A 12,717-nucleotide genomic window follows, 5' to 3' on the forward strand; every position below is an offset into this window, starting at 1 on the left:
CAGCGCTTCAGCGCTGCCGATAGACGGAGGGAAAGAAATGGGGCTTTAGCCCCTGCGATTCTCATCAAAGGCACAAATTCAGCTGTGCCCGAGAACACAAGGTTTGTATCAGGGCAGCGCTTCAGCGCTGCCGATAGACGTAGAAAAGAAACGGGGCTTTAGCCCCTGCGTGAGATTGGTTTCACTACATCTTTTCGTGTAGATTTTTCATCGGTAAAGACGTTCGACTGGAGCACACCTGTTCCCCATGCAATCCGCTCGGCGATCCGTTGGTCGCGCTGCCGCTTTCCTCCTCGCACTTATCGTCTGCGTTCCCGCACTTCACGCGGCTAACGAAAAGATCCGCCTGCACGTGGACGATTATCAGATCGACGCCACGATTGCGCCCGTGACCCACAAACTCACCGCGCGCGCCAAGGTGAAGTTCACTGCGCTGGAAGACCTCGCCACCGCCACTCTTGAGTTGAACAACGCTCTCCGCGTCACCGCCGTCACCGACGACAAAGGCCAAACTCTCCAGGCCGAGCGCGTCTCGCAAGACAACACCGTGCGCGTTGCACTGCCCGCTGGATTGCCCAAGGGCCAGAGCATGAGCCTCACCTTCGACTACGAAGGCACGCTCTCCAACGCCGATGAAAGTCCCGTCGAAGGTCTCAAGCTCGCCTACGTCGGCAACGACATCACCTATCTCCTCTATGCGTCGCGCTGGTTCCCGATGTCGAATTACGGCATCAACAGGTTCTCCGCAACCATCAGCATCACCGCGCCCACTGACTTCGAGATCATCGGCAGCGGCAAAGAGTCGTCTGGCAAAGTCAGCATTGCAGGCGGCGAATCGGAAGAACCTAAGTCCGCCGCCGCGAAAGCGCGTCGCCAACTCGGCAACACCCGCGACGTGCAGGCCAAGAAAGAAGCCGCACCTTCCGGCGCGACCCACACCGTCACCTACACCTGGGACAAGCCCAGCTTCCCCGGCACCATCATCGCCGGCAAGTTCGTGAAGACCACCAGCAGCGAGGGCGGCCTCAACCTCACCGTTTGGACCCTCGACGACAAGAAGAAGTTCGCGCAGGAATACGCTTCCACCGCGACCAAGGAACTCTTCTTCGACATCACCCTCTTCGCGCCACCAATTTCCAGCACGCTGAACATCGTGCAGCTTCCTGACGACACCGTCCCCTCGGCCTGGGCCCCCGAAATCGCCGCCATCGCCGGCCACAACATCGGCGAAAAAGTGAACTACCGTCTGCTCGCCAACACCATCGCGCACCAGTGGTGGGGCGTGGAAGTCAGCCCTGCGAATAAGAACGACTGGTGGCTCAACGACGGCTTCGCCCGCTACACCGAGGCGCTCTATCTCGAGCACCTCGTCGGCACCGCTGGATTTGAGGAAGCAGTAAAAGATATGTCGGTCGGTGCTCTGGCTTATCAGAGCGTGCCGCTCTCGAGCATCGGCACCCTCGACGTCTTCTCGCCGGAATTTCAATCAGTCGTCAGCGACAAAGGCGCGATGATCCTGCACATGCTGCGCTTCGTGCTTGGCGATTCGAAGTTCAACACCGCGATGCGCACCTTCGCTCAACAAAACTCGATGAAGCCCGTCACCGTGGACCAGTTCCGCGAGGCTTGCGAAAAGATCTACGGCAACAGCCTGGTCTGGTTCTTCTCGCAATGGGTCGATTCCACCAGCGCCCCCGAGTTCAAGAACAAGTACACCATCTTCCGCATGGGGAACGGCAAGGGCTTCCGCATCGTCGGTGAAATCAGCCAGGACCTCGACCTCTTCCACATGCCCGTCGAAATGAAAGTCGACACCGACGGCAAAACCGAAAACAAGACCATTGACGTGGTCGGCACCAACTCGCCCTACGCGCTTGAGACCTTCGGCAAGCCGCGCCGCATCACCATCGATCCCAATGATCGCGTGCTCAAGAACTCCACCGACATCCAGCTCCGCACCGCAATCCTCCGCGGCCAGGCGCTAGTGCAGCAAGGCGATCTAGCCGAAGCCCTCAAGCAGTTTCAATCCGCGCTCGCGATCAACAAGAACAGCTCGCTCGGGCACTACCGCATCGCCGAGGTCTTCTACCTCCAACGCAACTACCAAGCCGCAGCCAACGAATACCGCGACTCCCTTAACGGTGACGGCGAACCTCGCTGGACCGAAGTCTGGAGCTACATCCAGCTCGGCAAGATCTTCGACATCACTGGACAGCGCGAACGCGCCGTGAACTCCTATCGCCAGGCCATCCAAACCAACGACAACACCCAGGGCGCCATGGACGACGCGCGCAAGTATCTGAACAAACCGTACGAGCGCGAAAAGACGTCCGCACAGCAATAAGCGATGATCGAACTAAGCGAGCAGACCGCCGAACTTGTCTGGCGGTTGTTCGAAAAATCGGATTGGCACGAGGCCGCGTTGCTATTGGAAAACGAGTGCAGCGATAACCTGCCGCTCGTCCGTCAATGGGGCCCGACCCCCGCGAGCATGGAACGTCTCCGCTTCGCCACGCTGAAGCTAAGCGACGGCAAAATCGAAAAGCTCCACACCGCCCTCGACCTCGCCAAAAAAAACTGGCGCGATCTCCTAATGGCCGCCGGCTTCGGCCATCGCCTCGACGCCCACAAACGCTGGGCCGAGAATCTGCTAAGCGTCAAACGCCGCGCCTGCTAGTTCCCAAAGAAAAAGGCCGGACATTTTCGTCCGGCCCTCTGAGTCCCGAATTCCCTACTCGTCGTCGGAAAAGTCAGCTGGTTCGCGCACTGGCGTCGAGTCTTCGTGATCCACCGGCACTTCCACCGGGTTCGAATCCGTCGCAGACTTCTTCAGCTTCACGATGGTGATCTTCGTGAAGCCCTCTTCGAACTTCGGCGGACGCAGCTTCTGCGCCATGCGATGAATGATCTCGTCCGGCACATTGCGTCCACGCTTGCGGTTACGCTCAATGCAGACTTCCGTGGGCACATCGAAGAACACGGCCTGCGCTTCGTACCCGAAGTCGTGCGCCAGCTTGATCCAACTCCGACGCTCTTTCGGCGACAGGTTAGTCGCGTCCACGTGGTTCCACGGCCGCTTGGCGATCATCCGCGCCCGCAGCAGCGAACGCAGCGTAGAGAACACCAGGTCCTGGAAGCGCTGCTCGGTCACATCGTCGAACAGCAGGGTCCGCATCAGGTCGCTCGACAGGGGAATGATGTTATGGCGTTTGAACCACGTGCTCTTACCCGATCCCGGCAAGCCAATCGCGAGCACCACAGCGCCTTTAGGCGCGCGTGTACGTGACGCCTGCGCTGCCGGAGCACTCGGCGCGGGAGCAGCATCGTTGGCTTCCGCGGCGTTTGCAGCTTCCGCCGCCGCCACCTCTGGACTGACGGGTTCACCCGCGATATCAGCCTCGGCGCCTTCGCCGGTCAGGCTGCCCGGACCAGGAAGGGTTGGCTTGGTTTGTCCGCCGGGAATGGCAGATCCGCGACGTCCACGGCCGCGACGTCCACGACGCCGGGAGTTGCGATCGCTATCAGCACGATCTTCGGAGGACTTGGGTTGGTTCTGGTACGGACCTTCCTCGGCGGCGACGGGCGCCTCAACACGGTTACCAATGTCATCCGGCGGAAAGTCGGTGGGCTCACCGCGATCCAACGAGGGCTGCAGCGGAGGAGGCTGATCACCACCCTGTTGTTCGGGAGCAGTCTTGCGATTGCGCCGCTTGTTGCGGTCGCGCATCCACTTGCGCATACAGGGTTTATACCACGTTCCCCAGTAGCGAAGCGAGCTTCCTGAGGTCAGTGAACGGCAGCTTTTCCCACCATGAGTTCGCCTTTCCGCGGGCCCACTCTGACCTCATAACCCTTGTTCAGCGTAAGCGTGTATCCCGGTCCTTGCAGGCTGGAACCATCCACTTTGTTCATCGCCGGAACCGTAACCGCGTCCCAGTTCTTGCTCATCAGCGCCATGCCGTTCGCCACTTCCAGCACGCCCCAGTTATCCGTAACCCGCATCTCCGGATACACCGTCCCCAGATCATCCAGCGGGAACAGCTTATTAGGATCGAAGCTGATGTTCATCTTCTCCAGCGGAATCCTCAGCACCGGCCCGTCCACCAGCTTCGCCCGAAACTCCGCCTGGCGCCGCTTGGTCTCTTCATCGCGGGCCTTCTCCTGCGCGAGAAGTTCTTCGCCGCCATAGTGCATGGCAAACACCGTGACGGCCGCGTCGAGGTCAGCAGGTTCGCGAAACTCAACCGCCTTGGCAAGCAGCGCGTCCGTAGGCTCATTCGCCAACGCCTTCGCATGCCAATCCGGAACCACCGCATCGAGCAGGAAGCCCATCGCCGGCCCAGTGATATACGCCGACGAGCGCACAAAACTCGGTCGCTTGTCTCCCGATTCCAGCGGCTCCTTCGGATCCCCGCCACCCACTTTGTATCCGGTGTATTCAGCGAGACCCTCATTCGTCTCCAGGTCGCGCTCATTCTGCGCCGAGCCGGGAAATTCCTTGGCGCGCGCAGCACGGAAAGTCAGCGCCTCGCGAATCGCATCCGACCGCGTCTTCCCTTCTGCGCTCAGTGCCGCGTGATAAGCACGCAGTTCCAGTCGGAACAAATATCGTCCACGCAAAGTGTCCAGGTGATCGTTCCCCGGATTCTTCATCAGGAGCTTCTGTTGCACCTGCAGCCGATGAAATGACTCGTGGATCAGCAGGATCCCGCGTGTCCTGGCATCGTCAGGCAACGGCCACACTACCTCCGACCAAATCACCGAGTCCCAACTGGTGGCGGTGTTCGCAATATTGAGTTGCTTGGGAATCGTGCCAACGAAAACGCCGCTCTCAGAATGAAGTCTGCCGGACGCGTCCGCCTGATTTCCGACCGCATAAAACGTGGCGCGATCCGCGAAGAGCATCGGCCCACAAAGCGTATGTCCCCAGAGCTTGCCATTGTCAGCAGTACACAACTGGCGCGCCTGATCGAACGCAGCCTTGGCTCTGGCAGTATCAATCGGAGGCTGGGCGAAGGCAGCGGTCGTGAGCAGTATGAAAGCCAATTTGTACATGGCGAATGGAGCTTAGACGAAACCTGTGCGATTCCTACAGAAGTTCGTCACAGAAAATTCGTAGCAAGCCTAAGACGCTTTGTATCAGGGCGCGACTTCAGTCGCGCCGAAAAGCCTTCGAAAAAATCGGGGCTTTAGCCCCTGCAACCGTCTATTCAATTGCAATCCGAGTCTTTGAAGACGTTGTGTCCCACATCACGTCGCCGACGTGCACCCATCACATCCCTCGTGACACGACACCGTTATTCTGCGCATGTGGATCACTTCCACTGAACCGCGATCTTTGAAAACCGATGTTTACTGTTCAATAAACCTCATCGTTTCGCGATCAGTTGCAGAACTCCGCAACTGATGCCCTAGACTCCAACCCCGAGAGGAATTTACCCGTAACTACCTTTGGATGGAGGAATTTGCGAATATTGCATGGTCTAAGTTACTGAAAACAATAGAGAGTGGGGGGAGGGGGGTGGAATTAGAACTCAGTAAATACCACCTCGACCCGCGAAGTGACTCACAAGGTTTGCGGATGAGGTCGACGCACAAAACGGTCCCACAAACGGACGCCGATCACGACCGGCAAGCTTGGCATCGGTTCCCGCAGAATTGCGCCACTCACGAAGCGGATGAATCCTTCCGCAGCCATGAGGATCAGCAGAAGCGATAGCGGATAGAAGAGCTCTGCCACGACGATGACTGCCAGTGCAGCCACCTGGGTGCCTGAGTTTCCTTGGGCAAAATGGTCGGCTTGCGCGAGGAAGTGTTTGCGGAACTGAAGATATTCCAGCACTCCGAAAATGGTCCACTCCGCCAACCCTGAAACCCACGTGCCGAACACGAGCAGCGGCGGCGCCTCCGGAAAGCGCCACTTCCGGTACTTCTGCGGCCACATGCTGGCGAGGATTGCGTTCCAGGTTTCCATGGCGCTGCACATTTATTCACCGCGAGGCCACTTCGGGCAAGGATTTTCAAATCGGCCCGAATTGTCCTTCTTTTCACGAAAGATGTGTGCCTGCTCCGTTTGCTGCTCCGTACCCTGACTGTTAAGATTTTGAGTGGCACTCATGCCTACACATAGCAGTAGTGGTTCTATATCTTTGCCGGAGGAAAAATGGCAATCAAGGTTGGCATCAATGGATTTGGCCGCATCGGCCGTAACGTCTACCGCGCCGCGCTCAACGACTCGAATATCGAGATCGTTGCCGTTAACGACTTAACCGATCCGAAAACACTGGCGCACCTCCTGAAGTACGACTCCATCCTCGGCAATCTTCATCACAACATCTCCGCCACCGCTGACGCCATCACCGTGGACAGCAAGAGCGTAAAGGTGTTCGCAGAGAAAGATCCCGCTGCCCTCGATTGGTCCGCACTCGGCGTGCAGGTCGTCGTGGAATCGACCGGCCGTTTCACCAAGGCCGCTGACGCCAAGAAGCACCTGAAGGGCTCGGTCAAGAAGGTCATCATCTCCGCCCCGGCCACCGATGAAGACATCACCATCGTCCTCGGCGTCAACCAGGACAAGTACGATGCTTCGAAGCACCACATCCTTTCCAATGCTTCGTGCACCACGAACTGCCTGGCTCCGGTCGTGAAGGTCCTTCATGAAACCTTCGGTATCGTGAGCGGTTTGATGACCACGATCCACAGCTACACCAACGATCAGGTCATTCTCGACTTCCCGCACAAGGACCTCCGTCGCGCCCGCGCTGCCGCGATCAACATGATCCCGACCTCTACCGGCGCCGCCAAGGCGTTGCGGCTGGTGATCCCGGAAATGGCTGGCAAGCTCGATGGTTTCGCGATCCGTGTCCCAACCCCGAACGTCTCGGTTGTCGATCTGACGTTCACGGCGGAAAAGCCGATCACGAAGGACGCCATCAACGAAGCAGTCAAGAAGGCGGCAGAAGGCGAACTGAAGGGCATCCTGGGTTACGAGACCGCACCGCTGGTTTCGAGCGACTTTAAGGGCAATTCCCTGTCGTCGATCTTCGATGCCGAGCTGACCAAGGTTCTCGGCAACACCGCGAAAGTGATCTCGTGGTACGACAACGAGTGGGGTTATTCCTGCCGCGTACGCGACCTGATCACCTTCCTCGGAAACAAAGGCCTGTAAGCATAAGAGGGCCGGGCAAAGCTCGGCCCTTTCGCTTCGCACATTTTTTGTGCGAGGCCATCACCTAAGTCGTACTGAAAATGGTTTGTGCAAGGGCACGACTTCAGTCGTGCCGGAAATGGTTTGTATCAGGCCACGAAATTCAGTCGTGCCGGAAACGGTTTGTATCAGGGCACGACTTTAGTCGTGCCGAAAACGGCCCCGAAAAGATCTGGGCTTTAGCCCCTGCTACCATCCTCGACTCCACATAACTACGTGGCGCGAGACATACTTCTGCTGTTGCACTCCTACTTTCGAATCGCGCCATCCGAGCGCGTGGAGTCACTTCATGTCGAAGCTCTCAATTAAAGATCTACAGCTATCCAATAAACGCGTATTCATGCGCGTGGATTTCAACGTCCCTCTCGATGAAAACGGCCGCGTCACCGACGACACCCGCATCCGCGAAACGCTGCCCACCATCGAATACGCCCTGCGCCACGGCGCGAAGCTGATCCTCTGCTCGCACCTCGGACGCCCGAAGGGCAAACCCAATCCAAAAATGAGCCTCAAGCCCGTTGCCGAGCGCCTACGCGTGATGCTCGACCACGCGATCAGTCCCGGCCAGAATGTCGGCTTCTCGCCCGATTGCATCGGTATGCAAGCGCAGGAGATGGCGAAGCAGTTGGAAAAGGGCCAGGCCCTTCTGCTGGAGAATGTTCGCTTCCACGCCGAAGAGGAGAAGAACGATCCGGCCTTCGCGAAGGAACTCGCCAGCCTCTGCGAGCTCTACGTGAACGATGCGTTCGGCTCCGCACACCGCGCCCACGCCTCGACGGAAGGCATTACGCACTACGTCGAGAAATCGGCTGCGGGCTTGCTGATGCAGAAGGAACTCGACTATCTCGGCAAGGCGACCTCGAACCCGGCGAAGCCGTTCGTGGCCATCCTCGGCGGCGCCAAGGTCAGCGACAAGATCGGCGTCATCCAGAACCTCATGGCCAAAGTTGACGCCATCATCATCGGCGGCGGCATGGCTTACACCTTCCTCAAGGCGCAGGGCCAGGAGATCGGTAAGTCCCTCTTCGAGGCCGATAAACTCGACCTCGCCAAGCAGATCCTGGCCGACGCGCACAAACGCGGATTGAAGTTCCTGCTGCCCGTCGACCACGTCACTGCCGACAAGTTCGACATGCACGCCACCCCCCATCAGATCGGTGAAGGCCAGTCCATACCAGCCGAGCAGATGGCGCTGGATATCGGCCCTAAGACGGTCGCTCTCTTCTCAGAGGAGATCGCGAAGGCGCGCACGATCGTGTGGAACGGTCCCATGGGCGTCTTCGAGTTCGACAACTTCGCCAAGGGCACCCGTGCCATCGCCAAAGCCGTTGCCGGCAACAGCGGCGCCACCTCAATCGTAGGCGGAGGCGACAGTGTAGCGGCGGTGCACGATGCCGGCGTTGCCGACAAGATCACCCACATCTCCACTGGCGGCGGCGCTTCGCTGGAGTTCCTGGAAGGCAAGAAACTGCCCGGCGTGGAAGCGCTGACCAACAAATAGATGGCTGAAGCCGCATACACCGTCGTTCTCGAAGGCGGAAAGACCGTCGCCTTCGAGGGCCCTTCCGACATTACGAAGCAGCAGGTAGAGGCGATCGTCAACGCCGCGAACTCGACGCTATTGGGCGGCGGCGGCGTGGATGGCGCCATCCATAATGCCGGAGGCCCGTCGATCCTCGCGGAGTGTAAACGCATCGTCGCGAAGATTGGGTCGCTTCCCGAGGGCAAAGCGGTCATGACCACGGGCGGCAGGCTCCGCGCAAAGTACGTGATCCACACCGTCGGGCCGATCTGGAGTGGCGGCAAACGTGGCGAAGCCAAGACGCTCGCCAGCGCCTATCGCGAGTCCATCCGCGTCGCCGATGAGAACTCCGTGACCACAATGGCCTTCCCTTCTATCTCCACGGGAGCGTACCGCTATCCGGTGAAAGATGCCGCCCGCGTCGCCGTGAAAGCGGTCGCAGAGGCACTTCGGAAAACAACGTTTGTGAAAGAAGTACGATTCGCACTTTTTGACAGCGGCACGCTGGACGACTACGTCGCAGCGGCGCGCCAATGGGAAATGGAATATTTGAAATGAGCCGTAAGAAGATCATTGCCGGTAATTGGAAGATGCATAACACGCCGCAGCAATCGCTGGCGTTCGTAAAGGCGTTTCTGCCGCTGGTGGCAGACCACACGCGCGATGAGATCGTGCTTTGCCCGCCCTACCTTTCACTGGCAACCGTGGTTGAAGCAACCAAGGGATCGAATGTCATGGTCGGCGCGCAGAACATGCACTGGGAGGTAAAAGGCGCGTTCACCGGTGAGTGCTCGCCTGAGATGCTGGTTGAGAGCGGCGTGACCCACGTGATTATCGGCCACTCGGAACGCCGCCAGTATTTCAACGAGACCGACGACACCGTCAACCGCAAGCTCGAGGTCGCCCTCGAGCACGGGCTCACGCCCATCGTCTGCGTCGGCGAAGTCCTCGAAGAGCGTGAAGCCGGCCTCACCGAAGACGTCCTTCGCCGCCAGTGCTCGCGTGCCTTCCGCGGCATCTCCGGCAAGAAAGCAGCCAAGCTCGTCATGGCGTACGAACCGGTGTGGGCGATCGGTACCGGCAAGACCGCAACCCCCGAAATTGCCGAAGATGCCCACCTCGTAATTCGTGGCGAAGCAGCCAAAGCATTCGGCGACGATTTTGCGCACGCGCTCCGTATCCAGTATGGCGGCAGCGTGAAAGCTGACAATGCGCGTACCTTGATGTCGCAGCCGGACATCGACGGGGCGCTCGTCGGTGGAGCGAGCCTGGACGCCGCGGGCTTCGCGAAAATCGTGAAGTACTAACTCACAAACTCAAAAAGAAAGGGCAGAATGCGCTTCATTCTGCCCTTTTGCTCTGCATTTCTAAGTTTTTACGCGGCTTTTGCGTCGATATTTACGCTTTCAGCGATCTGGTTAAGTGTCTGGTCTGCTTCCTTCTCTTCCTGCAGTGTCTGTTCCAGGAGCTGTGCGATCTGCGCTTGGCCGAGCAAATTCGCATACGTTCGCACCGTTCCATAGCCAGCGATCTCGTAATGTTCCACTCGCTGCGCAGACGCTATGATGACCGCATCGCGCACCGCTTTGTCGTCCGCATCGCCAACGACGTCATCACCTTCGGCAATCACGCCTTTCATGCCTTTGCAGGTTTCGCCATCGGCGTCTTCGCCCAGGATCTGGAAGATCTGCTCGAGGCGACGAATCTGCTCACGAGTAACTTCGAGATGATCTTGCAACGCATCTTGCAGTCGTGAATCGGTCGCTTTCTCAATCAGCTTCGGCAACGCCTTTGTGATCTGCTGCTCGCCGTCGTAAAGGTCACGGAGCTGCTCAATGAACAGCTCTTCAAGGTTCTCAACTTTCATGGAAAACAGGGCCATTGGTGTTCCTCCAAGGGGAATTTCCATAGCTAGATGGCAGGAACAACCGAGACGTTGGGCGAAGCCTGTGAGTAATTAGTATTTCACTTCCTGCACAGCATTCCGACGCACATACCAGCAAGGATGCTGGTTTTCGTGCGGCAATAGCGAGCGCACGCAGCTCACATTCTGCACCCCTTGCGGAACGTATTCAGCCTTGTTGCCCTTCTGCGGAATCACATCTACAACATCCACCGCGACAGTGTCATAGACATTTCGCCCCATCGCCTTTCGAGCGTAGAACGTAGCGAGATCGACGGCACCGACCGGTCCCAGCGCCAATGCAACGCCAATCCCAACGCGTAAGACGAGCCGCTTCATCGTGAAAGAACTATAGCGCACAAGAAAGCCGTGGCGCGAAGGCCACGGCTTCCTGTTACACCCTGGATCCTAGCGGTGCGGCTGTGAGTTGGTGTCCGGAGTTGCCGCGTTTGGGTTGCTGCTGTTCGGCGTCGTGCTGGAGTTCGGGTTCGAGGTGCTGTTCGGATTCGACGAGTTCATATCCGAGCTGCTGGAGCTGCTGGGAGACGTCGAGCTGCTGCTCGGCGAGGTCGAAGAACTGGAGCTGCTGGAAGGTGAGCTGCTGGTGCTCGACGGCGACGTCGGGTTCATGTCCGTGCTGCTGGACCCAGTGGTGGACGACGGTGAAGTCGAGCTGCTCGACCCAGCCGGGGTAGACGTACTCGATGGACTCTGCGAGCTTTGAGCGCTGCTGGAGCCGCTGCCCGCGGCATTGGCGTCGCTCTGTGAGCTCGGGCTCTGAGCGATGGCGATACCCGTCGAGAAAATGACTGCCGTTGCGATCGTCAAAAGATTCTTACTCATTTGCGATTTATCTCCTGAGCGCTGAATTAGCGTCGTTGGAGGTTCGATGGCGGCCGAGCATCCGGGTTTGCATGGAATCGAAAGCTGCCGCTGCAATGGGAGCGCCACCATCGTGCGCTCCCCTCGTCCCTAGGAGGCCACGTTCGCAGTCCTCACCGCGGATCCACTCTCAACGTCTATAAGGTCGCGGATTTCCTGATAAACCCCGCTGGGAATGACCATGCGTGCGACGAGATCGAGACGGTGGCGGTAGGGACGGTTTTCGACGATGCGTTCCGCGAAATGCTCGGTGATCCCCGGCAGGGTCACTAGGTCTTCATGAGAACAGAGATTCAGGTCCACACGTCGAACGACATGCGAAAGCCGCATCCCTGCTTGGCGCAGTTCACGCGCGACCCATACGCCGAGCACAATGCCGGCGGTCCAAAACAAAAGGCGCTTCATGTTGTCTCCAGGAATAAAGCAGAAAGATTCCTGCGTATTTAGATGCGGCAAGAGTGATGTCAGGCTGCCGCCCAAGGAGACAATCGGACTACTTCTTTGAATTGACTTCCGAAATATAGCGATGGATCTCGCGGTGAAGGCTGAATAGCCGCTGCAGGACGTCGGGGTCGCTGGTGGTTTTCAACATCTCGCGGAGACAGGCTTCGACTTCGAGAAGGTCGTCGAGAGCAACCTGCTCGGGCTTGCCTTCGTCGGAAGAAGCTGGGGCCGGGATATTCATAGCCAATGCCACATGGACAGTGTCCGACTCAGCAGCACATTTTGCACTCCCCCCTACGTGGGACAATACCCGTTTTGGAGCTAGAGCGGCCATTCTTTAGTTTCGTAGTTTCGCAACTGAATGACTACTGACAAGGGCAGCAGGCGCGGTTTCCCTGAGGTTGGCGATTGCCCGACCATTACTCCAACACGACAGGTTACGAAAGTCGATATTACTTTTCGGGTTCCAGTTTTGAATCTGGTAGACTTCGACGCGGTTCTAAAGGTTTGGAGCGGCCACGCGATGAAAATCGAAAAATACGACCCCCAGAAATTTCCCGAGATCCGTGGATGCAAATGGTTCATGGTGCGCTGCGCGGTTGAACCGGACGCCAAGGCGTGCGAATTGCGCTTCGTGGTGTGCGATCACGGCAAACAGGACGGCTTCTGCAAACGTCACTTCGCGATGGAGATGGAAGAGAACGTTCGACTGCGCGCCGCGCTCCTGTCCCAGCTTGCCGATTCGGTTTTGAGATAACT

At 58.2% G+C, this 12,717-nt stretch carries 15 protein-coding genes; 8 read left to right on the forward strand and 7 right to left on the reverse strand.

The genetic code is table 11. From position 1 onward, the window contains the following. Nucleotides 1–247: 247 nt before the first annotated feature. The gene (locus tag ACID345_RS13075) at nucleotides 248–2,344 is read left to right on the forward strand and encodes a M1 family aminopeptidase (RefSeq protein ID WP_011523338.1); all 2,097 of its coding nucleotides are present in this window, start codon (nucleotides 248–250) and stop codon (nucleotides 2,342–2,344) included. 3 nt (nucleotides 2,345–2,347) lie between these two features. Beyond that, entirely contained in the window at nucleotides 2,348–2,677 is a 330-nt protein-coding gene (locus tag ACID345_RS13080; protein WP_011523339.1) for a hypothetical protein, read from the forward strand. A 54-nt stretch (nucleotides 2,678–2,731) separates the two neighbouring features. Here the strand turns inward: ACID345_RS13080 and ACID345_RS26345 are convergent, their stop codons facing one another. The 3 genes from ACID345_RS26345 to ACID345_RS13095 form a co-directional block, all read right to left on the reverse strand. Next, nucleotides 2,732–3,739: an ATP-binding protein gene (locus ACID345_RS26345; protein WP_011523340.1), complete on the reverse strand. Its 1,008-nt coding sequence runs from the start codon at nucleotides 3,737–3,739 to the stop codon at nucleotides 2,732–2,734. A gap of 47 nt (nucleotides 3,740–3,786) precedes the next feature. Next, nucleotides 3,787–5,055, reverse strand: a complete 1,269-nt coding sequence (locus ACID345_RS13090) for a hypothetical protein (RefSeq protein ID WP_011523341.1) — start codon at nucleotides 5,053–5,055, stop codon at nucleotides 3,787–3,789. Nucleotides 5,056–5,566: 511 nt separating this feature from the next. Continuing rightward, on the reverse strand, nucleotides 5,567–5,986 hold the full coding sequence (locus tag ACID345_RS13095; protein ID WP_011523342.1) for a hypothetical protein: 420 nt from the start codon (nucleotides 5,984–5,986) through the stop codon (nucleotides 5,567–5,569). Nucleotides 5,987–6,163: 177 nt separating this feature from the next. Between ACID345_RS13095 and gap the strand changes: the two genes are divergently transcribed. The 4 genes from gap (at nucleotide 6,164) to tpiA (ending at nucleotide 10,036) form a co-directional block, all read left to right on the forward strand. Further along, a complete protein-coding gene (gap, locus tag ACID345_RS13100) occupies nucleotides 6,164–7,168 on the forward strand; it encodes a type I glyceraldehyde-3-phosphate dehydrogenase (RefSeq protein WP_011523343.1) in 1,005 nt (334 codons plus the stop codon). Between the two features lie 328 nt (nucleotides 7,169–7,496). Further along, nucleotides 7,497–8,708, forward strand: coding sequence for a phosphoglycerate kinase (locus ACID345_RS13105; protein ID WP_011523344.1), 1,212 nt, complete (start codon nucleotides 7,497–7,499; stop codon nucleotides 8,706–8,708). Then, nucleotides 8,709–9,287 carry an O-acetyl-ADP-ribose deacetylase gene (locus tag ACID345_RS13110; protein ID WP_011523345.1) on the forward strand — a complete coding sequence of 193 codons (579 nt, stop codon included), beginning with the start codon at nucleotides 8,709–8,711 and terminating at the stop codon, nucleotides 9,285–9,287. Continuing rightward, nucleotides 9,284–10,036, forward strand: coding sequence for a triose-phosphate isomerase (tpiA, locus tag ACID345_RS13115; RefSeq protein WP_011523346.1), 753 nt, complete (start codon nucleotides 9,284–9,286; stop codon nucleotides 10,034–10,036). Before ACID345_RS13110 ends, tpiA begins: the two co-directional genes overlap by 4 nt. Before the next feature lie 68 nt (nucleotides 10,037–10,104). Here the strand turns inward: tpiA and ACID345_RS13120 are convergent, their stop codons facing one another. Continuing rightward, nucleotides 10,105–10,611 (reverse strand): ferritin-like domain-containing protein, encoded by a 507-nt coding sequence (locus tag ACID345_RS13120; RefSeq protein ID WP_011523347.1) that lies wholly within the window; start codon nucleotides 10,609–10,611, stop codon nucleotides 10,105–10,107. Nucleotides 10,612–10,686: 75 nt separating this feature from the next. Beyond that, nucleotides 10,687–10,971 (reverse strand): hypothetical protein, encoded by a 285-nt coding sequence (locus ACID345_RS13125; protein WP_049761898.1) that lies wholly within the window; start codon nucleotides 10,969–10,971, stop codon nucleotides 10,687–10,689. A gap of 115 nt (nucleotides 10,972–11,086) precedes the next feature. Here ACID345_RS13125 and ACID345_RS13130 point away from each other — a divergent pair, with 115 nt between their 5' ends. Next, nucleotides 11,087–11,356: a hypothetical protein gene (locus ACID345_RS13130; protein WP_148210109.1), complete on the forward strand. Its 270-nt coding sequence runs from the start codon at nucleotides 11,087–11,089 to the stop codon at nucleotides 11,354–11,356. 248 nt (nucleotides 11,357–11,604) lie between these two features. On the opposite strand, the gene ACID345_RS13135 is transcribed toward ACID345_RS13130, so the two are convergent. Continuing rightward, nucleotides 11,605–11,919, reverse strand: coding sequence for a helix-hairpin-helix domain-containing protein (locus tag ACID345_RS13135; protein ID WP_041855689.1), 315 nt, complete (start codon nucleotides 11,917–11,919; stop codon nucleotides 11,605–11,607). An 88-nt stretch (nucleotides 11,920–12,007) separates the two neighbouring features. After that, a complete protein-coding gene (locus ACID345_RS13140) occupies nucleotides 12,008–12,199 on the reverse strand; it encodes a hypothetical protein (RefSeq protein WP_041855690.1) in 192 nt (63 codons plus the stop codon). Between the two features lie 120 nt (nucleotides 12,200–12,319). Here ACID345_RS13140 and ACID345_RS13145 point away from each other — a divergent pair, with 120 nt between their 5' ends. Further along, entirely contained in the window at nucleotides 12,320–12,715 is a 396-nt protein-coding gene (locus ACID345_RS13145; RefSeq protein WP_011523352.1) for a hypothetical protein, read from the forward strand. Nucleotides 12,716–12,717 lie beyond the last annotated feature (2 nt).

This window comes from Candidatus Koribacter versatilis Ellin345 (genome assembly GCF_000014005.1).
In the GTDB taxonomy this organism is placed as follows: Bacteria; Acidobacteriota; Terriglobia; order Terriglobales; family Acidobacteriaceae; genus Korobacter; species Korobacter versatilis_A.

Bases quoted from the DNA above. Each gene is read 5' to 3' on its own strand.
- gap (WP_011523343.1), top strand. From the start codon at position 6,164: ATGGCAATCAAGGTTGGCATCAATGGATTTGGCCGCATCGGCCGTAAC.
- ACID345_RS13105 (WP_011523344.1), top strand. From the start codon at position 7,497: ATGTCGAAGCTCTCAATTAAAGATCTACAGCTATCCAATAAACGCGTA.
- tpiA (WP_011523346.1), top strand. From the start codon at position 9,284: ATGAGCCGTAAGAAGATCATTGCCGGTAATTGGAAGATGCATAACACG.
- ACID345_RS13120 (WP_011523347.1), bottom strand. From the start codon at position 10,611: ATGGCCCTGTTTTCCATGAAAGTTGAGAACCTTGAAGAGCTGTTCATT.
- ACID345_RS13075 (WP_011523338.1), top strand. From the start codon at position 248: ATGCAATCCGCTCGGCGATCCGTTGGTCGCGCTGCCGCTTTCCTCCTC.
- ACID345_RS13135 (WP_041855689.1), bottom strand. From the start codon at position 11,919: ATGAAGCGCCTTTTGTTTTGGACCGCCGGCATTGTGCTCGGCGTATGG.
- ACID345_RS13095 (WP_011523342.1), bottom strand. From the start codon at position 5,986: ATGTGCAGCGCCATGGAAACCTGGAACGCAATCCTCGCCAGCATGTGG.
- ACID345_RS13080 (WP_011523339.1), top strand. From the start codon at position 2,348: ATGATCGAACTAAGCGAGCAGACCGCCGAACTTGTCTGGCGGTTGTTC.
- ACID345_RS13145 (WP_011523352.1), top strand. From the start codon at position 12,320: ATGACTACTGACAAGGGCAGCAGGCGCGGTTTCCCTGAGGTTGGCGAT.
- ACID345_RS13110 (WP_011523345.1), top strand. From the start codon at position 8,709: ATGGCTGAAGCCGCATACACCGTCGTTCTCGAAGGCGGAAAGACCGTC.
- ACID345_RS13125 (WP_049761898.1), bottom strand. From the start codon at position 10,971: ATGAAGCGGCTCGTCTTACGCGTTGGGATTGGCGTTGCATTGGCGCTG.
- ACID345_RS26345 (WP_011523340.1), bottom strand. From the start codon at position 3,739: ATGCGCAAGTGGATGCGCGACCGCAACAAGCGGCGCAATCGCAAGACT.
- ACID345_RS13090 (WP_011523341.1), bottom strand. From the start codon at position 5,055: ATGTACAAATTGGCTTTCATACTGCTCACGACCGCTGCCTTCGCCCAG.
- ACID345_RS13140 (WP_041855690.1), bottom strand. From the start codon at position 12,199: ATGAATATCCCGGCCCCAGCTTCTTCCGACGAAGGCAAGCCCGAGCAG.